The following is a 19,068-nucleotide window of genomic DNA, read 5'->3' as shown; positions in this document are numbered from 1 at the left end:
TGCGGCGCCGCGGACGGGTACCGGCGCGCCGCGGGCCGCGCCGCGCGGGGCGTCCGGCTGACTTCGGGCCGGCCGTACCGCGGCGGACAGCCGTGTCGCGCCAATGACCGCCGCCCCGCGGCCGGCCGCCTCCTATACTCGGAGGTGCACCGCACGATCCAGCGATAACGAGGAGAAAACCATGAACAATGCGACGTTTCTGTCCGTGCAGCTCAACGCCGACGATTTCGCCGGCTCCAGCGGCCTCGTCGAACTGCTCAACCGGCACCTGCTGTTCGCGACGGACGTCGCCGAAGCCGCGGACGCACTCGTTCAGCTGGCGAGCGTCGCGCACCTGAGCGACACCCGGCACAGCGTCGAGCTGCCGGTGCTCGCGATCGAGCGGCTGCGCGACGCGCTCGACACGCTGAGCGGCTACGACGAAGCGTGGCTGCAGGCGCTGGAGCCGGCCGACGCGCTGTTCCGGGACATCGGCCGCGGCCCGCGGCCGCTGCACTGACGCGGCGGGTGCCGCCAATGAAAACAGCCCGTCGTTCCGAGATGCGGAACGACGGGCTGCGTGTACTGCGCGGGGTCAGATCAGGCCGCGCATGCGGCCGACCATCGATGACGATTAACGACCCTTGTAGATCGGTGCGCCGTCCGACACGCGTTTGACCTGCCAGCCGGTCTTGGCGGCTGCCGGCGCGCCCGACTCTTGCTGGGCGGCCGGTTGTGCGCCGTAGCCGCTCGTATCGGCAGCGGCGACGTTTTGTTGCGGGTTCACGCGGGCTTCAGCTGCCTGGATGCCTGCCGGGTAGTCGGTACGGTCGCTGCCCAGCTTGTAGCCGGCCTGTTGCAGTTGGGCCAGTTCGGCCTTCACCTGCGCACGGGTGACGGGCGCGTTCTGTTGGGCAAACGACACGGCGGGAACGGCGAGGACGGCAGCTGCGGCGAACGTTGCGATCAGCGATTTCATGATTACCTCCGGGGATTTTTTTGCTCCGCCGCACACACCATGTCTGCAGCGATTGAACAAAGTTTAGTCCCGAGATCACCTAGGGAAAACCATGAAAGAACGAAAACACTGTTTCCCCGGAGCCAACAATTCCGGAATCCGGGAACCCAAAACCCTACTCAAAGAATAGAATTTCGCAACAATCCGTCCTCGCCCGCCGGTTACGACCAGTTCGCGTGGAAGCTGCCCGGCTTGTCGGTACGCTCGAACGTGTGCGCGCCGAAGAAGTCGCGTTGCGCCTGCACAAGGTTCGCCGGCAGCCGCTCGGAACGGTAGCTGTCGAAGTACGCGACGGCCGACGCGAACGCCGGCACCGGCACGCCTGCCTTCACCGCGGCCACCACGACGTCGCGCAGCGACGCCTGGTAGTTCGCGGCGATGTCCTTGAAGTACGGGTCGAGCAGCAGGTTCGCGAGCGCCGGATCCTTCGCGTACGCGTCCGTGATCTTCTGGAGGAAGCGCGCGCGGATGATGCAGCCCGCGCGGAAGATCTTCGCGATCGTCCCGAGATCGAGGTTCCAGCCGTACTCTTCGGACGCCGTGCGCAGTTGCGCGAAGCCCTGCGCGTACGAGATCACCTTGCTCAGGTACAGCGCGCGGCGCACCGCTTCGACGAACGCGGCGCGATCGCCGTCGAGCGGCGCGGCGGCCGGGCCCGACAGGATCTTGCTGGCCGCGACGCGCTCGGTCTTCAGCGACGACAGCACGCGCGCGAACACCGACTCGGTGATCAGCGGCAGCGGCACGCCGAGGTCGAGCGCGTTCTGGCTCGTCCACTTGCCGGTGCCCTTCTGCGCGGCGCGATCGAGGATCACGTCGACGAGATGCTTGCCGGTCTCTTCGTCCTTCTTGCCGAAGATCTTCGACGTGATCTCGATCAGGTAGCTGTCGAGCTCGCCCTGGTTCCACTCGGTGTACACCGCGCCGAGTTCGTCGTTGGTCAGGCCCGCGACGTCCTTCAGCACCGCATAGCTCTCGGCGATCAGCTGCATGTCGCCGTATTCGATGCCGTTGTGGACCATCTTCACGTAGTGGCCCGCACCGTCCGGCCCCATGTACGCGACGCACGGCTCGCCGTCCGACGGTGCCTTCGCGGCGATCTGCTTGAGGATCGGCTCGACCAGGTCGTACGCGTCGCGCTGGCCGCCGGGCATGATCGACGGGCCGCGCAGCGCGCCCTCTTCGCCGCCCGACACGCCGGTGCCGATGAAGTGCAGGCCCGATTGCGCGAGCTCCTGGTTGCGGCGGATCGTGTCCGTGAAGTGCGTGTTGCCGCCGTCGATCAGCACGTCGCCCTTCTCGAGCAGCGGCTTGAGCGATGCGATCGTCGCATCGGTCGCTTCGCCCGCCTTCACCATCATCAGGATCCGGCGCGGCGTTTCGAGCGACGCGACGAATTCCTCGAGCGTATGGGTCGGCACCAGATTGCGGCCGGGGAATTCGGCGATCAGTTCGTCGGTTTTCTCGCGGCTGCGGTTGTACACCGACACCGCGTAACCGCGGCTCTCGATATTGAGTGCGAGATTGCGGCCCATCACCGCCAGCCCGATCACACCGATTGCTTGTTTGCCCATTAGTCAATTCTCCGGAAAAAACGGGGCGCGACCCGAACCGGGCCGCGCGCACAGGCGAAAGGATAGTGGAAACCCGGCCGCGCTGCGCGCTTGCGTGTCATTGCTCCGCGTGCGGCAGGCGCCGGAACACGACGCTCAGGTTGTTCGCCGGCATCTCGACGACCTCGATGCAGTCGAGCCCGCGGTCGAGGCCGAGCGCGACGACCGCCTCGAGATCGCGCACGCCCCACGACGGGTCGCGGCTGCGCAACTGCTGGTCGAACGCTTCGTTCGACGGCGCCGTGTGCCGGCCTTCGCGGCGATACGGGCCGTACAGGAACAGCACGCCACCCGGGCGCAGCACGCGCGACGCGCCGGCGAACAGCGCGTCGGTGCAGGCCCACGGCGAGATGTGAATCATGTTGATGCAGACGATCGCGTCGAACGCCGCGGCCGGCCACGACGCGTCGCGCACGTCGAATGCCAGCGGCTCGGCCAGGTTCGCGAGGCCGGCATGCGCGACCCACGCGGCGATCGAGCGGCGCGCCTGCGCGTCGGGATCGCTCGGCTGCCAGCGCAGGGCCGGCAGCGCCTGCGCGAAATGGACCGCATGCTGCCCGGTGCCGCTCGCGATCTCGAGCACGCTGCCGCTGGCCGGCAGCACGCGGCGCAGCACGTCGAGGATCGGCGCGCGGTTGCGCTCGGCCGCCGGCGCCGACAGGCGCGCGGACGGATCGGGTGAAGACGTCGGCCCGGTCACGCTGCATGCTCCGGCGCGCTGCCCGCGACGCCCAGCCGCGCGTTCAGCGCGTCGAGCGCGGGCGCGCAACGCGCCTCGATCTTCAGCGTCAGCATCGGATCGGCGCGCGTATGGCCGAGGTTCAGCGCGGCGACGGGCTTGTTCTGCGCCTGGGCCCACACGCAGAACCGGTAGCCGGAATACACCATCAACGACGAGCCGACGACGAGCAGCGCATCCGCCGCATCGAGCGCCTGCGACGCCAGCGCGACGCGCTCGCGCGGCACGTTCTCGCCGAAGAACACCACGGCCGGCTTCAGCAGCCCGCCGCAGGCCGGGCAGGCCGGAATGCGGAACGTGTCGAGCGCGGCCCATTCGAGGTGCGCGTCGCCGTCGGCGGCGGGCTCCGCCTGCGCGCCGAGCAGTTCGGGGTTGTCCGTTTCGAGTACGGTCTGGATCGTCGCGCGCGCGTGATGCGCGCCGCAGTCGAGGCACGTGACGCCGTTGATGCCGCCATGCAGTTCGATCACGTCGCCGCTGCCTGCACGCTGGTGCAGCCCGTCGACGTTCTGCGTGACGAGGCGCTCGATCCGCCCGGTGCCGCCGAGCCGCGCGAGCGCGACGTGCGAGCGGTTCGGCTGCGCACGGCCGACCACGGGCCAGCCGATCATGCTGCGTGCCCAGTAGCGGCGGCGCGCCGCGTCGGAACCGAGGAATTCATGGAGCTGGATCGGCGGCGAGCGCATCCATTGACCGTTCCGGTCGCGATAGCCGGGAATGCCGGAATCCGTGCTGATGCCCGCACCGGTCAGCACGAGCAGCCGCGGATGGCGCTCGACGAACGTGTGCAGCGCATCGAGCGCGGCCGGATCGATGCTGGCGGATGAGGGGTCGGGCAAGGCGATGTCGTTCATGTTGGCGGCGCGTGATCGGGCGCGGTGGCAGGCCGTGCGGCCAACGCGCCAGCACATGATACAGAACGCCGCGCGATCCGGCCGGCGGTCCGCGCGCGACACCGGCGCAGCAAAAAAGACGCCCATCGACCACATGGCGATGGGCGCTTCAACAATTGATCCATCGGGGTAGTGGATCAACTGACAGCACAATGTCGTCGGATCCGCCGCAGCGCCGCCGGCGGACCTTTCCCCTGGACTACACCTTCGATTTCCCGATGTTGCGTTGATGTTGCCCTGATGTTTGCGCGGATCGCCGCGCCGCCAGCCTGCCCGTGCGGACCGGCCCGGGTTCGCCGATGCCCCGCGCGGCGCCGCGTGCGGCACGCACACGCATGCGTCGCGGGCGGCGCGCCCGTGTTTCGCGCGTCGGCATGACGATCCGGAAGTCATGGTCGCCCATCCGCGTGCACCGGCGGGTCATCCCCGACGGCCGACCGGCACGGGTCGGCCTCGTGCGTCACGCGTGCACGTCGTCGTTCAGAACGAACCCGATTTGATCGGATGGAACGAAAAGCCGCACGCTCATGTCGCCGCAATCAACGGCGAAGCGAATTCACGGGCAGGTCGGCGATTCATGTTTGCAACATGACACGTTGCGATTCGGTCTGTTCTCATTCTCTTGTCCCCGTCTTCGATGCGTCCGACCTACTGAAGCGATGGCCGGGCCCTACCGCGCCGGCGATCGCGCTCACGGCCCGCACAGACATGCAAGGAGCGCACCATCCTTCGCGGCGCAAGGCCGCGCGGCCGGTGAAGTGACCCCGATGCAGATCGTGCGGCGACAGATACGCGCGAACGTTTCGAAAGTGAAACGACGGGAAACGGCCCGCGCGATCGACGGCGGCCGGCGCAACGTCCGTGTTGCAGGAATGGGACGCGCGCGGCGGCGTGCCGTTCGCCCCTGCACGATGCCGACGATCCGCTTACGATCGCCCGCCCCTGGGCGCGCATGCAAGGTCGAACGCACTCGTCGAGCCTGCGTGTGTCCTGGTCGATCCGCGCCGCAATCCGCACCCGACGCATGCGCACCGAGCGAGACCGGCTGGATATCGGCTACCGCACGCCGCTCGACAGCAGCGAAGCGGACAATCACGCGTCGCGGAGCGCGTCGGTTTCGCGCGGCGGAGCATGACGCCACGGATCGCGCGCCGCGCGTCGCACGCGTCGCGCAAACACGCTAGCATTCGGTCACGGTACGGCGCGCGCCCGCTTCGCCCCGTCTTCAAGGAATGGACATGACCCTGCCCGCCTCCGACCGCGCCGGCGTCGCGCATCGCGTCTTCTCGGCCGAGCGGCTGTCGATCGGCCTGACGCTGCCGCTGCTGCGCAGCGGCCATACGGTCGCGGATTTCAACGAGCAGCTCGAACTCGCGGCGCTGGCCGATTCGCTCGGCTTTCGCGCACTGTGGATTCGCGACGTGCCGCTGAACAGCGTCGACTATCCCGACCCGGTCGGGCATCTCGATCCGTGGGTGCTGCTCGGCGCGCTCGCGTCGCGCACGCGCCGGATCGTGCTTGCCAGCGGCGCGATCGTGTTGCCGCTGCGGCATCCGCTGCATATCGCGAAAGGCGCGCTGTCGGTCGCGACGCTGTCCGGTGGACGCTTCCTCCTCGGCCTCGGCTCCGGCGACCGGCCGCCCGAATATGCGGCGTTCGGCGTCGACGCGGAAACGCGGCGCGACCGGTATCGCCGGCATTGGGAGATCGTCGCGGCCGCGCTCGGCGTGCCGTCCCGCGTGCTGCCCGACGAAACGCCGCCCGACGCGCCCGAGTTCACGCTGCTGCCGCGCGGCGATGACGCGGTGCCGATGCTCGCGGTCGGCTCCGGTGGACAAAGCGTCGACTGGATCGCACGGAACGCGATCGGCTGGATGACGTACCACCGCGATCCGGACACGCAGCGCTCCCGATATTCGATGTGGCGCGCGGCCGTCGACCGGCTCGCGCAACCGGGCTTTCGCGCGTTCGGCGTGTCGATGCGGCTCGATCTCGATGCGAATCGCGATGCGCCGGCCACCGCGCTGTCGCTCGGCTACGCGACCGGTCGGCATGCGCTCGTCGAGATCCTGCGGGACATGCGGGCAGCCGGCACGCACCACGTTACGCTGAATCCCGGCTCGGACCGGCCCGTGCGCGAGGTCATCGAGGAAATCGCCGAGCACGTACTGCCGATCTTCCACGACGAGCAGGGCTGATTCATCAGGAATCCGGAATTCACTGCATGTAGCCGAAGCCCCGGTTTGCACCGGATCGATGCACCAGGGAGCACGTTTCGTTCCCGACCGGGCGCTGTCGCCGGAACCGCGGTCATCGTCCCGACGACCTGCCCGCGGGGTGGATCATGAACGGCCCGGACCCAGGCGCCACGCGGAACGAACCGCCCGGCAGGCCGCAAACGCCCGCACCGCGTGCCACATGCCCGATGCGAATACTCGTCGACGGAACTATTCGGTTCCGATCGCGATCATGTTAACTTCCGTCCATCGTCCAGATCGGCGGGCCCCGTTTCGACGCGCGCCCGCACGCCTACCCATGCGACATTTCCTGCTCGGCTGGCTGTTCGCCGCCGTCGTATCGGCCGCCCACGCGGCCGCCCCTGCCCCGGCCGCCGCATCGGCCGCCTCCGGCGCCGTGCCCGCGCTGACGCCGCAACAGGCGCAGCAGGCCCTCTCCGTCCTGCAAAACCCGCGCGAACGCGAACAGGTCGAAACGACGTTGCGCGCGATCGCGGCGGTCGGCGTGCTGAGCACGCCCGCGCTCCCGGCGAGCGCCGCGGCCCCGGCCAGTGCGGCATCGGCTGCCGCTGCCCCCGCCGCGCTCACGACGAACGGGCTCGCGTCGATGCTGGTCCGGCAGGGATCGCGCTGGGCCGGTCAAATCGGCGGCGCGCTGAACGAATCGCTGCGCTCGCTGCTTGATGTCGGCTCGGTCGGTAGCTGGTGGCACGAGCGGCTGGTGCGTGCCGACGAACGTGCGGACCTCACGCGCGCGATCCTGATCATGCTCGCCGTGCTCGTGCCCGCGTTCGTCGTCGAATGGTTCGCGAAACGGCTGCTGCGGCGCGCGCTGGCCGCCCTGAGCGCACGGCGCGCCGAATCGTCGCGCCCGGCCGAAACGGACGCGCCTGAACCCGACGACACCGCTTCAACCCCGGAACCGGCCACCTCCGCTGCCAGCGCCGACGGCACCGACACGCCCGATACGTCCTCTCAAGGCCGCGGCCACGCGCGGCGCCACACCACGCTGCTGCGCCGGATGCCGCGCGCGCTGGTCAGCCTCGCACTGCGGGTGGTGCCGCTGCTGGTGTTCGTCGGCGTCGCGAGCCTGACGATGTCGGTGCTCGACGGCGCCGGCACGCCGACCGAAACCGCACTCGAATCGCTGATCGACATCTACGTGATCTGCCGCCTCGTGACGATCGTCAGCCGGCTGTTCTTCCAGCCCGATGCGCGGCAACTGCGGCTGCTGCACATCAGCGACGCGTGGGCCGCGCTCGCCCAGCGCTCGATCGCGCGGATCGCGATCGTCGTCGGCGCCTGCACGGCCGCGGTCGAGATCGCCGCGAACTTCGGCCTCAGCGACGCCGGCCACGTCGCGCTGCTGAAGGCCGTCGCGCTCGTCGGCCACCTGATGATCTCGGCGCTGATCCTGCGGTGCCGCCAGCCGGTCGCCGCGCGGATCCGTGCGGCCGGCGAAGATCGGCCGGCCTTCGCGATGATCGGCAATGCGCTCGCCGACGCGTGGGCGCCCGTGTCGGTGTTCGTCGTGATGGCGTTGTGGTTCGTGTGGGCGCTCGACGTCCACAACGGCTATCGCGTGCTGATCGCGCTCGGCGGCCGCTCGATCGCCTTGCTGATCGGCATGCGGATCGTGTCGATCGTCGTGTTCGGCGCGCTCGCGCGGCTGTTCCAGCGCCGCGACGACGATCGCACGCTCGTCCACCTGCACGCGTACCGCTACTACCCGCTGGTGCGCCAGAGCGTGTCGGCGGCGATCGCCGTCGTGACCGTCGTGCTGCTGCTGCAGATCTGGGGCGTGCCGATCTTCCACGCGTTCGAGACCGGCACGATCGGCCATCGGCTCGCGTCGGCGCTGCTCACGATCGCGATTGCAGCCGTCGTCGCGCTGATCGTCTGGGAAGCCGCGAACATCGCGATCGAGCGCCGCCTGCAGCAGTGGACACGCGAAGGCAACCTGGTGCGCGCGGCGCGCTTGCGCACGCTGCTGCCGATGCTGCGTTCGCTGCTGTTCATCATGATCGCGCTCGTCGTCGTGCTGACCGGCCTCAGCGAACTCGGCGTGAACATCGGTCCGCTGCTCGCCGGCGCCAGCATCTTCGGCGTCGCGCTCGGCTTCGGCTCGCAGAAGCTCGTGCAGGATTTCATCACCGGGATCTTCCTGCTGATGGAGAACGCGATGCAGGTGGGCGACTGGGTCACGCTCGCCGGCGTATCCGGCACGGTCGAATACCTGTCGATCCGCACCGTGCGGCTGCGCGGGGGCGACGGATCGCTGTACACGATCCCGTTCAGCTCGGTGACGACCGTCAACAATACGAATCGCGGGCTCGGCAACGCGGCCGTCAAGGTCAGCATCGCCTACGGCCAGGACATCGATCGCGCGATCGCGACGCTGAAGGAGATCGGCGCCGCGTTGCGCGACGATCCGAATTACCAGGACGGCATCCTGTCGGATTTCAGCTACTGGGGCATCGACCAGGTCGACGGCGCGGCGATCGCGCTGGCAGGACAGATCCAGTGCAAGGACTCGTCACGCTGGGGCGTGCAGCGCGAATTCAACCGGCGGATCGCGGTGCTGTTCCGCGAACGCGGGATCCGGATCGCGAATCCGCAGCGCAGCCTCGTCGCGTATGACGCAGGTGCGCCACGCGGGCAAGGCGGCGACGGCACCCATCGCGCCAGCGACGATGCCGCCGATGCGGCTGATGCGGCCGATACCGCCGCCCGGCCGCCAGCGTCAGGCAATCCGGAACGCCGGCCGGCAACGGACTGATACGCGCTCAGCGCGCCGCGGGCTTTTTCGCGCGCGGCGTGGCGTTCACCGTGCGCGCCGTCGCGGCGCTTTTCCGCGCGCGTTTCGCCGGCGCGCCGGCGTCTGCGCCCGTGCGCCGCTTTGCAACGGCGTGCGGACCATCGGCGACTGCGCCGCGCTGTGCATGCCAGTGTTCGAGCAGCACGCGCGTCTGATCGGCAATGGTCGCCATCACCAGCGCACCGCCTTCACCGTCGAAACTGTCCCAGTCGAGCAGTTGCAGCGTGGAGCGCGGCACGAGGTGGAATACCGTCAGCTGCCCGAACAGGCTCATCGCGCGCAGCCGCGTGACCGGATCGTCGGCCAGCCTCCCGGAGATCCGGCCGATCAGTTCGGCGCTCACGTCGTTGAGCGGCTTGCGCACGCGTTTCATCAAAATTTCCGTCGCGCTCGCCGGCTCCTGCCCGACCTGCTCGCGCGCGAAGAACATCCGCTGCCCCAGCGTCTTCGGCACCGTGAACATCCGGTCGGCCAACATGCGAAGAATGTCGATGAACGCGTCGATCAGCGCATCGACGTCAGCATCCGCGTCGAGCACCTGCCGCGCATGTTCGACCGCCGGGCCCAGCACGCTCCAGCCGAGTTCGGCCATCGCGTCGACACAGGCGCGGTACACGCCTTCCTTGTTCTCGAAGTAGTACTGGAGCGCCGGTGCATTCACGCCGGCCTTCGCGGCGATGTCGCGCGTCGATGCGCCGGCGAACCCGTATTCGCCGAACAGCTCGATCGCCGCGTCGATGATCCGCTGGCGCGTCTCGTCACCGCGCGCGTAGCCGCTCGTCGACGTGCGCCGCAGCTTCTTCGCTTCGTTCATGCATCCCTCGTCATTCGATCGACCGACATTCTACTTGACAGAAATTTTCCGACTGGAATAATTCGTCCGACTGGAATAAATTGGATGCCCGCATGTCCTCCCCGCAAGACCCGCCATCGAAAGCAGATCGTCAGGAAACCACATCATCGCCGCGCGACGGCAGCTCGAAGCGGCGCATCCTGATCGCCGTCGTCGCGGCCGCGGCGCTCGGCGGCGCCGTGTGGCTCGGCCACTGGTGGACGATCGGCCGCTTCGTCGAAAGCACCAACGACGCGTACCTGCAGGCCGACAACATGACGGCCGCACCGAAGGTCGCCGGGTACGTGACCGACGTCTACGTGCGCGACAACCAGGCCGTCAAGGCGGGCGATCCGCTGGTGCGGCTCGACGTCCGCCAGTACCGGGTGGCGCTCGCGCAGTCGACCGCGACCGTCGACGCACGCCGCGCCGACATCGCGCGTGCCGAAGCCGACATCAGCCAGCAGCGCGCGAACCTCGAGCAGGCCGAAGCACAGGCAAAGGTCTCGCTGATCAATGCGCGCCACGCGAGCGACGAATATGCACGCTATGCGCCGCTCGCGGCGACCGGCGCCGAGACGCATGAACGCGTGGCCGACCTGAAGAGCACGCGCGATCAGGCGGCCGCGACGCTCGCCGCGAACAACGCGTCGATCGCTGCCGCCCGCACGCAGATCGCGTCGTTCACCGCGCAGCTGCAGCAGGCGCACGCGCAGCTCGAAGCCGCGCAGGCGAGCGCCGCGGAGGCGCAACTCGACCTCGACAACACGATCGTGCGCAGCACGCTCGACGGCCGCGTCGGCGACCGCACGGTGCGCGTCGGCCAGTACGTGCAGCCCGGCACGCGCCTGCTGACCGTCGTGCCGGTGGACGCGATCTACCTCGTCGCGAACTTCAAGGAAACGCAGATCGGCCGGATGCGCATCGGCCAGCGCGTCGAGCTGCACGTCGACGCGCTGCCGGACGACGCGCTCACCGGCACCGTCGACAGCTTCGCACCGGGCACCGGCGCGCAGTTCGCGCTGCTGCCGCCCGAAAACGCGACCGGCAACTTCACGAAGATCGTGCAGCGTGTGCCGGTGCGCATCCGCCTCGCCGCGAACGCGCGCGCGCAACGCATGCTGTTGCCGGGGCTGTCCGTGACCGTCGACGTCGACACGCGTTCGGACGGCAACGAGAAACGCCATGGCTGATACCGCCGCCACCCCGTCCGCGCCGCCGCACGAAGGCCGCGCGAGCGTCACCGACTGGATCGCGGTCGCCGCCGGCGCGCTCGGCGCGCTGATGGCGACGCTCGACATCTCGATCACGAACTCCGCGCTGCCGCAGATCCAGGGCGAGATCGGCGCGACCGGCACCGAAGGCACGTGGATCTCGACCGGCTACCTGATGTCGGAAATCGTGATGATCCCGCTCGCCGCATGGCTCACGCGCGTGTTCGGGCTGCGCAATTTCCTGCTGACGAATGCCGCGCTGTTCATCGCGTTCTCGATGATGTGCGGCTGGTCGAATTCGCTCGCGATGATGATCGCCGGGCGCATCGGCCAGGGCTTCACGGGCGGCGCGCTGATCCCCACCGCGCAAACCATCATCCGCACGCGGCTGCCGCTGTCGCAGTTGCCGGTCGGGATGACGCTGTTCGGGCTGATCGTGCTGCTCGGTCCGCTGTTCGGCCCCGTGGTCGGCGGCTGGCTCGCGGAGAACATCAGCTGGAGCTGGTGCTTCTTCCTGAACCTGCCGGTGTGCCTGCTGCTGATGGCGCTGCTGATATTCGGGCTGCCGTCCGACCGGCCGCAATGGCACACGTTCTTCAACGCGGACTGGCTCGGGATCACGGGCCTCGCGATCGGGCTGAGCTCGCTGACCGTCGTGCTCGAGGAAGGCCAGCGCGAACGCTGGTTCGAGTCGCAGATGATCGTGACGCTGAGCTACGTGTCGCTCGCCGGAATGATCCTGATCGCGCTGTCGCAGCGCTTCGCGAAGCGGCCGATCATGCGCCTGTCGCTGATGCGCAATCCGCGCTACGCGAGCGTGATCGTGATCGTGTCCGCGGTGGGCGCCGGGCTGTACGGCGTGTCGTACCTGCTGCCGCAGTTCCTCGCGATCGTCGCCGGCTACAACGCCGAGCAGGCGGGCGCGATCATGCTGCTGTCCGGCCTGCCCGCGTTTCTCGTGATGCCGATCCTGCCGCGGCTGCTCGGCAAGGTCGACTTCCGCATTCTCGTCATCTCGGGGCTGCTGCTGTTCTGCCTGAGCTGCATGCTCGACATCAGCCTGACCGCACAGAGCGTCGGCCACGATTTCGTGTGGTCGCAACTGATTCGCGGCGTCGCGCAGATGCTCGCGATGATGCCGCTGAACCAGGCGTCGATGGCGGCCGTCGCACGCGAGGACTCGGGCGACGCGGCCGGGCTCTACAACATGGCGCGCAACCTGGGCGGCTCGATCGGGCTCGCGATCATCGGCACCGTGATCGACCGGCGCACGACCTTCCATGCGGCCGCGCTGCGCGAATCGGTGACCGCCAATTCGCCGATCGGGCAGGAACGGCTGTCGGCCTATGCGGCGAACTGGTTCGCGCACACGGGCGACCTCGCGTATTCGAACCTGCGCGCGCTCGGCCAGCTCGCGCAGCAGATCCAGGTCCAGGCGATCGTGATGACCTATTCCGAAACCTTCTACCTGCTGGGCCTCGCGCTGCTCGCCTGCGTGCCGCTCGCGCTGCTGCTGAAGACGCCGCGCGGCCCGCAGCCGATGTCGTCCGGCCATTGAACCGTCTTGCACGATGAAGCCCTTCTCCTTGCCCCGCCGCCCTGCGCTCACGCTGTGCGCAGCCGCGTGCCTGCTCGCCGGCTGTACCGTCGGCCCCGACTACCGCGGCGCCCCCGCTGCCCCCGACGCGCCGACCTTCGTGCGCGCGCCGGCCTCCGGCGTCGACACCGCCGCGCCCGCGCCGAGCGCGTGGTGGCACGCGCTCAACGATCGCCGGCTCGACGACCTGATCGCCGCCGCGCTCGCGCACAACCCCGATCTGCATGCCGCGCAGGCACGGTTGCGCGCATCGCGCGCGCAACTGTCGCAACAGCGCGCGGCGCAACTGCCGAAATCGTCGGCCACCGTCGCCGCGATCCGCATGCGCGAACCGGACGTCAGCGCGCTCGGCTCGCTGCTGCCGTCCGGCAGTTCGAACCAGTCGGGCGGGTCATCGCCGTCGCTGGGCGGCTCCGGTCCGCTGCAACTCTATTCGGCCGGCTTCGACGCGACCTGGGAAATCGACCTGTTCGGCGGCACGCGTCGCGCAGTCGAAGCCGCATCCGCGCAGGCGGAGGCCGTCGACGCCGACCTCGCCGACACGCAGGTGTCGATCGCGGCCGAAGTCGCGACCGCGTATGTCGACCTGCGCGACCAGCAGCAGCGGCTCGCGCTGTCGCAACGCACGGCCGACCTGCAGCAGCGGATGCTCGAACTCACGCAGCAGCGCCGCGCGCGCGGCGTCGCGGCCGATGCGGATATCGAACGCCTGACCACGCAGGTCGAGAACACGCGCGCATCGTTGCTCCCGCTCGATGCGCAGGTGACGGAGTCGCTCGACCGGCTGGCGATCCTGACCGGGCAGGCGCCCGGTGCGCTCGACGCCGCGCTGTCGGCAACGGGCGCGCCGCTGCCGACACTGCCCGGCAGCGTGCCGGTCGGCGATCCGGCGGCGCTGCTGAAGCAGCGCCCGGACATCCGCGCGGCCGAACGCCGGCTCGCGTCGAACCATGCGCAGATCGGCGAGCACATCGCCGACTATTTCCCGAAGGTGACGCTGCTCGGCGACCTCGGCTTCAGCGCGACGGACCCGGGCCACCTGTTCCGCAAGCAGAACTTCACGTGGATCGGCGCGCCGTACCTGCAATGGAACATCCTCGACTTCGGCCGCACGCGTGGCGCGGTGCGGGCGGCGGAAGCGTCGCGCGACGAAGCGGAAGCGAACTACCGGAAGGCCGTGCTCGGCGCGTTGCAGGACGCGAATACGGCGTTGCAGCGCTACGGGCACCAGCGCGAACACGTCGTCACGCTCACCCGGGTGCAGACGTCCGCCACCCATTCGGCGACGCTAATGGACCAGCGCTATCGCGCGGGCGTCTCATCGATGATCGACCTGCTCGATACGCAACGCGAAGCGCTCGCCGCGCAACAGAACGTGATCGCCGGGCAAGCCGAGCTGCTCAAGGATTACGTGTCGCTGCAGAAGAGCCTCGGGCTCGGATGGCGGACGAACGCGGGTTGACGCACGGCCGAGCGTCGACGGCGCGGTCGCGCCGGACCTGCCAGCCGGGCTGACAATCGGGCTGACAGCCGGCCTGACAACCCGCCCCGATACCGCGTGCGCGGGCCGCCGCGCACGCGTTCGAACGATGTACCGATCACGATGGCTGGTGCAATCGAGTCGGTTCGTCGGACGAAAACCTCCCTTCCTTTCCCACCCCGCCTGGATTCCGCCCGCCTTTCGCGTCCTTTCGCTGTCTCCATCGAATCTCCATCTTCCCGCATAAAAGACGCCAACCAGGCGTCGCAAACTCCAGTCCGTCAAAGCAGGCAGTGGGCTGCCTGCGCTTCCTGGAGTCGCTATGAAGAATCAACAACGATGCCGCCACGGCGCCGCCTGTGCGCTGACGGCGGCCCTGCTGGCGGGCTGCGGACCGGCCGAGCAGCAGGCAGCCGCGCCGGCCACCCCGGTCGCGGCGATGACGCTGGCCGCCGCACGCCTCGACGTGACCGAGGATCTGCCGGGCCGCGTCGCGGCCGTGCGGATCGCCGAAATCCGGCCGCAAGTCAGCGGCATCGTGCAACGCCGGCTGTTCGAGCAAGGCACCGAAGTGCGCGCCGGCCAGCCGCTGTTCCAGATCAATCCCGCGCCGTTCAAGGCCGACATGGACACGGCCGCTGCATCGCTGCAACGCGCGCAGGCCGCGCTCGAACGCGCGAAGGTGCAGACGGCGCGCTTCAAGCCGCTTGTCGAGGCCGACGCGATCAGCCGCCAGGTGTACGACGACGCGGTGTCGCAACGCGACCAGGCCGCCGCCGACGTCGCGCAGGCCCGCGCGACGCTCGCGCGCCGCCAGCTCGACCTGAAATTCGCGACCGTGGAAGCACCGATCGCCGGCCGCATCGACCAGGCGCTGGTGACCGAAGGCGCGCTGGTGTCGAGCACCGACAGCCAGCCGATGGCGCGCATCCAGCAGATCGACCAGGTCTACGTGGACGTGCGCCAGCCGGCCGCGTCGCTCGACGCGCTGCGCGGCGCGCTCGCGGGCCAGCCGCAGGCGGCGGACGGCAATGGCCTCCCGGTCGACGTGCTGCGCGACGACGACACGCGCTACGACGTGAAGGGCCGCATGCTGTTCTCCGGCGTCAACGTCGATCCGGGTACCGGCGACGTGCTGCTGCGCGTGCTGGTCGACAACCCGCAGCGCCAGCTGCTGCCGGGCATGTACGTGCGCGCCCGCATTCCGCGCGCGCATTACGCGAACGCGGTGACGGTGCCGCAGCAGGCCGTCGTGCGCGCCGGCGGCAAGCCGCAGGTGTGGGTGCTCGACGCGAAGGGCACCGCGCATCTGAAGGCCGTCGAAGTCGGCGAGCTGACGAACCGCAGCTACCGCATCAAGTCGGGCCTGCAGGCCGGCCAGAAGATCGTCGTCGAAGGGATGGAGCGCCTCGCCGACGGTGCGGCCGTGACCGCGACCGACTGGAAGACGCCCGACGCGGCCACGACCGCGTCCGCGCACTGAGTCACGGGAGCGTCCAGTCATGGCTGAATTCTTTATCCGTCGCCCGGTCTTTGCGTGGGTGATCGCCCTCTTCATCATCCTGATGGGGCTGATCGCGATCCCGCAACTGCCGATCGCGCGCTATCCCTCGGTCGCGCCGCCGAGCGTCACGATCTACGCGACCTATCCGGGCGCGACACCGCAAACCATGAGCGACGGCGTGCTGAGCCTGATCGAGCGCGAACTGTCCGGCGTCAAGAATCTGCTCTACTTCGAGTCGTCGTCCGACACCTCGGGGATGGCGCAGATCACCGTGACGTTCAAGCCCGGCACCGATCCGGCGCTGGCCCAGGTGGACGTGCAGAACAAGATCAAGGCCGTCGAGCCACGCCTGCCGTCCGCGGTGCGCCAGAACGGCCTGATCGTCGAATCGGCATCGTCCGGCTTCCTGATGTTCATCAGCCTCCAGTCGGAAAACGGCCGCTTCGCCGAAGGCGAGCTCAGCGACTACATGGCCCGCAACGTCGTCGAGGAGCTGCGCCGCACCGAAGGTGTCGGGCGCGTGCAGCTGTTCGGTTCCGAGCGCGCGATGCGCATCTGGGTCGACCCGAACAAGCTGATCACCTACGGCCTGTCGATGACCGACCTGACCACCGCGGTCGCGCAGCAGAACGTGCAGATCTCGCCGGGCAGCCTCGGCGCGTCGCCGTCCCTGCCCGGCCAGCGGGTGACGGTGCCGCTGACCGCCCAGGGACAGCTGACGACGCCCGAACAGTTCGCCGCGATCGTGCTGCGCGCCAACGCGAACGGCTCGAAGGTCGTGCTCGGCGACGTCGCGCGCGTCGAGCTGGGTTCGCAGTCCTACACCTACATGAGCCGCCAGGGCGGCAAGCCCGCAACGTTCGCGGCCGTGCAGCTGTCGTCGGGCGCCAACGCGGTCAAGACCGCCGATGCCCTGCGCACCCGCCTCGCGGAACTGGGCAAGTCGATGCCGGCCGGCATGAGCTACTCGATTCCGTTCGACACGTCGCCGTTCGTCAAGATCTCGATCGAGAAGGTGCTGCACACGCTGATCGAGGCAATGGTGCTGGTGTTTCTCGTGATGTACCTGTTCCTGCAGAACGTGCGCTACACGCTGATTCCGGCGATCGTCGCGCCGGTGGCGATGCTCGGCACGTTCACGGTCATGCTGATGGCGGGTTTCTCGATCAACGTGCTGACCATGTTCGGCATGGTGCTCGCGATCGGCATCATCGTCGACGACGCGATCGTCGTCGTCGAGAACGTCGAGCGCCTGATGGCCGAAGAAGGTCTGTCGCCGAAGGCGGCGACCTCGAAGGCCATGCGGGAAATCACCGGGGCCATCATCGGCGTCACGCTGGTGCTGACCGCCGTGTTCATCCCGATGGCGATGGCGAGCGGCTCGGTCGGCGTGATCTACCAGCAGTTCACGATGTCGATGGCCGTCTCGATCCTGTTCTCCGCGCTGCTCGCGCTGACGCTCACGCCGGCCCTGTGCGCGACGATGCTCAAGCCGGTCGAGCCCGGCCATCACGAGAAGCGCGGCTTCTTCGGCTGGTTCAACCGCCGCTTCGAGCGCCTGACGCAGTGGTACGCAACCCGCGTCGGCCGGCTGGTCGGCCGCACCGGCCGCGTGATGCTGCTGTTCGTCGCGATTTGCGGCGCGCTGGCGATCGGGTTTCGTACGCTGCCGGCATCGTTCCTGCCCGAGGAAGACCAGGGTTACTTCATCACCAGCTTCCTGATGCCCGCCGATGCGACGAACGAGCGCACGATCGACGCGGTGAAGAGGCTCGAGAAGCATCTCGACTCGCGTCCGTCGATCCAGTCGAACATCTCGGTGATCGGCTACGGCTTCTCCGGGTCCGGCTCGAACGCCGCGCTGAACTTCAGCGTGCTGAAAGACTGGAACGCGCGCAACGGCGCAAACACCCATGACGAAGCGCAGCGCGCGCAGCAGGCGATGTCCGGCGTGACCGAAGGCATGGTGATGAGCCTGATGCCGCCGGCGATCGACGAACTCGGCAACAGCTCGGGCTTCACGATGCGCCTGCAGGACCGGGCGAACCAGGGTACCGCGGCGCTCAAGGCAGCCGAAACGAAGCTGCTCGAACTGGCCGCGCAAAGCAAGGTGGTGACGGGCGTCTACCCCGACAGCCTGCCTCCGGGCACCAGCGTGCGCCTCGAAATCGACCGGCAGAAGGCGGAAGCGCTCGGCGTGTCGTTCACGAGCATCAGCGACACGCTGTCGGCCGCGATGGGTTCGACCTACGTCAACGACTTCCCGAACGCAGGCCGCATGCAGCAGGTGATCATCCAGGCCGATGCGCCGGCGCGCATGCAGCTCGACAACGTGATGAAGCTGTACGTGCGCAACGCGGCCGGCGGCATGGTGCCGCTGTCCGAAGTGGTCCAGCCGGTCTGGTCCGAAACACCGCTGCAACTCGTGCGCTTCCAGGGCTACCCGTCCGCGCGCATTGCCGGCACCGCCGCGCCCGGCCATTCGAGCGGCGCAGCCATGGCCGAGATGGAACGTCTTGCCGCGCAACTGCCGCCGGGATTCGCGGTCGAGTGGACCGGCCAGTCGCTGCAGGAACGCCAGTCGGCATCGCAGGCGCCGATGCTGATGGCGCTGTCGATGATCGTCGTGTTCCTGGTGCTGGCCGCGCTGTACGAAAGCTGGTCGATTCCGCTGTCGGTGATGCTGGTGGTGCCGCTCGGCCTGCTCGGCGCGATCGGCGCGGTGCTGCTGCGCGGCTTGCCGAACGACGTGTTCTTCAAGGTCGGGATGATCACGGTGATCGGCCTGTCCGCGAAGAACGCGATCCTGATCGTCGAATTCGCGAAGCAGTTGCGCGAGGAAGGCAAGGGATTGATCGAGTCGGCCGTCGAGGCGTCGAAGCTGCGCCTGCGCCCGATCCTGATGACGTCGCTCGCGTTCGGCCTCGGCGTGGTGCCGCTGATGATCGCGACCGGCGCGAGCGCCGAAACGCAGCACGCGATCGGTACCGGCGTGTTCGGCGGCATGGTGACCGCCACCGTGCTGGCCATTTTCTTCGTCCCGGTGTTCTTCGTGTTCGTGATGAGCATCCAGGAACGCATCGGAGCATGGCGCGCCGCGCGCCGGAAGCCCAATGCTCTGCATAACGAAACACAAGGTTGATG

14 protein-coding genes are annotated in these 19,068 nt (G+C 68.6%); 9 read left to right on the top strand and 5 right to left on the bottom strand.

The window, feature by feature from the left end:
• The first annotated feature begins 181 nt into the window (after positions 1–181).
• Entirely contained in the window at positions 182–499 is a 318-nt protein-coding gene (locus U5771_RS03275) for a hypothetical protein (protein WP_322022633.1), read from the top strand.
• A 114-nt stretch (positions 500–613) separates the two neighbouring features.
• Here the strand turns inward: U5771_RS03275 and U5771_RS03270 are convergent, their stop codons facing one another.
• From U5771_RS03270 to U5771_RS03255, 4 genes are all read right to left on the bottom strand, one after another.
• Complete coding sequence (locus U5771_RS03270; protein WP_322022632.1) at positions 614–958, bottom strand: DUF4148 domain-containing protein; 345 nt, start codon at positions 956–958, stop codon at positions 614–616.
• A 200-nt stretch (positions 959–1,158) separates the two neighbouring features.
• On the bottom strand, positions 1,159–2,571 hold the full coding sequence (gene gndA, locus U5771_RS03265; RefSeq protein ID WP_322022631.1) for an NADP-dependent phosphogluconate dehydrogenase: 1,413 nt from the start codon (positions 2,569–2,571) through the stop codon (positions 1,159–1,161).
• A gap of 97 nt (positions 2,572–2,668) precedes the next feature.
• On the bottom strand, positions 2,669–3,310 hold the full coding sequence (locus U5771_RS03260; protein ID WP_322022630.1) for a DUF938 domain-containing protein: 642 nt from the start codon (positions 3,308–3,310) through the stop codon (positions 2,669–2,671).
• Positions 3,307–4,203, bottom strand: coding sequence for an NAD-dependent protein deacetylase (locus tag U5771_RS03255; RefSeq protein WP_322022629.1), 897 nt, complete (start codon positions 4,201–4,203; stop codon positions 3,307–3,309). The genes U5771_RS03260 and U5771_RS03255 overlap by 4 nt, the downstream gene beginning before the upstream one ends.
• Positions 4,204–5,227: 1,024 nt before the next feature.
• On the opposite strand from U5771_RS03255, the gene U5771_RS03250 reads away from it, so the two are divergent.
• From U5771_RS03250 to U5771_RS03240, 3 genes are all read left to right on the top strand, one after another.
• Positions 5,228–5,377, top strand: a complete 150-nt coding sequence (locus U5771_RS03250; RefSeq protein WP_322022628.1) for a hypothetical protein — start codon at positions 5,228–5,230, stop codon at positions 5,375–5,377.
• Positions 5,378–5,480: 103 nt separating this feature from the next.
• Complete coding sequence (locus U5771_RS03245) at positions 5,481–6,440, top strand: LLM class oxidoreductase (RefSeq protein WP_322022627.1); 960 nt, start codon at positions 5,481–5,483, stop codon at positions 6,438–6,440.
• Between the two features lie 337 nt (positions 6,441–6,777).
• Positions 6,778–9,258, top strand: coding sequence for a mechanosensitive ion channel family protein (locus U5771_RS03240; protein ID WP_322022626.1), 2,481 nt, complete (start codon positions 6,778–6,780; stop codon positions 9,256–9,258).
• Between the two features lie 7 nt (positions 9,259–9,265).
• Here U5771_RS03240 and U5771_RS03235 read toward each other — a convergent pair whose 3' ends face one another.
• Positions 9,266–10,111, bottom strand: coding sequence for a CerR family C-terminal domain-containing protein (locus U5771_RS03235; protein WP_322022625.1), 846 nt, complete (start codon positions 10,109–10,111; stop codon positions 9,266–9,268).
• Between the two features lie 92 nt (positions 10,112–10,203).
• On the opposite strand from U5771_RS03235, the gene U5771_RS03230 reads away from it, so the two are divergent.
• From U5771_RS03230 to U5771_RS03210, 5 genes are all read left to right on the top strand, one after another.
• Positions 10,204–11,322, top strand: a complete 1,119-nt coding sequence (locus U5771_RS03230) for an HlyD family secretion protein (RefSeq protein ID WP_322022624.1) — start codon at positions 10,204–10,206, stop codon at positions 11,320–11,322.
• On the top strand, positions 11,315–12,901 hold the full coding sequence (locus U5771_RS03225; protein WP_322022623.1) for a DHA2 family efflux MFS transporter permease subunit: 1,587 nt from the start codon (positions 11,315–11,317) through the stop codon (positions 12,899–12,901). Before U5771_RS03230 ends, U5771_RS03225 begins: the two co-directional genes overlap by 8 nt.
• A 13-nt stretch (positions 12,902–12,914) precedes the next feature.
• Complete coding sequence (locus U5771_RS03220; RefSeq protein WP_322022622.1) at positions 12,915–14,402, top strand: efflux transporter outer membrane subunit; 1,488 nt, start codon at positions 12,915–12,917, stop codon at positions 14,400–14,402.
• 340 nt (positions 14,403–14,742) lie between these two features.
• A complete protein-coding gene (locus U5771_RS03215; protein ID WP_322022621.1) occupies positions 14,743–15,903 on the top strand; it encodes an efflux RND transporter periplasmic adaptor subunit in 1,161 nt (386 codons plus the stop codon).
• A 19-nt stretch (positions 15,904–15,922) separates the two neighbouring features.
• Positions 15,923–19,066, top strand: a complete 3,144-nt coding sequence (locus U5771_RS03210; protein ID WP_322022620.1) for an efflux RND transporter permease subunit — start codon at positions 15,923–15,925, stop codon at positions 19,064–19,066.
• Positions 19,067–19,068 lie beyond the last annotated feature (2 nt).

This window comes from Burkholderia sp. BCC1977 (assembly GCF_905339595.1).
Taxonomy (GTDB): domain Bacteria; phylum Pseudomonadota; class Gammaproteobacteria; order Burkholderiales; family Burkholderiaceae; genus Burkholderia.
Note: the sequence above shows the minus strand (reverse complement) of the source record. Positions and strands in the feature narration are given on the sequence as shown.

Coding starts and splice junctions, on each gene's coding strand:
- U5771_RS03270 (WP_322022632.1), bottom strand. CDS start 958: ATGAAATCGCTGATCGCAACGTTCGCCGCAGCTGCCGTCCTCGCCGTT.
- U5771_RS03215 (WP_322022621.1), top strand. CDS start 14,743: ATGAAGAATCAACAACGATGCCGCCACGGCGCCGCCTGTGCGCTGACG.
- U5771_RS03255 (WP_322022629.1), bottom strand. CDS start 4,203: ATGAACGACATCGCCTTGCCCGACCCCTCATCCGCCAGCATCGATCCG.
- U5771_RS03210 (WP_322022620.1), top strand. CDS start 15,923: ATGGCTGAATTCTTTATCCGTCGCCCGGTCTTTGCGTGGGTGATCGCC.
- gndA (WP_322022631.1), bottom strand. CDS start 2,571: ATGGGCAAACAAGCAATCGGTGTGATCGGGCTGGCGGTGATGGGCCGC.
- U5771_RS03275 (WP_322022633.1), top strand. CDS start 182: ATGAACAATGCGACGTTTCTGTCCGTGCAGCTCAACGCCGACGATTTC.
- U5771_RS03235 (WP_322022625.1), bottom strand. CDS start 10,111: ATGAACGAAGCGAAGAAGCTGCGGCGCACGTCGACGAGCGGCTACGCG.
- U5771_RS03245 (WP_322022627.1), top strand. CDS start 5,481: ATGACCCTGCCCGCCTCCGACCGCGCCGGCGTCGCGCATCGCGTCTTC.
- U5771_RS03225 (WP_322022623.1), top strand. CDS start 11,315: ATGGCTGATACCGCCGCCACCCCGTCCGCGCCGCCGCACGAAGGCCGC.
- U5771_RS03240 (WP_322022626.1), top strand. CDS start 6,778: ATGCGACATTTCCTGCTCGGCTGGCTGTTCGCCGCCGTCGTATCGGCC.
- U5771_RS03220 (WP_322022622.1), top strand. CDS start 12,915: ATGAAGCCCTTCTCCTTGCCCCGCCGCCCTGCGCTCACGCTGTGCGCA.
- U5771_RS03230 (WP_322022624.1), top strand. CDS start 10,204: ATGTCCTCCCCGCAAGACCCGCCATCGAAAGCAGATCGTCAGGAAACC.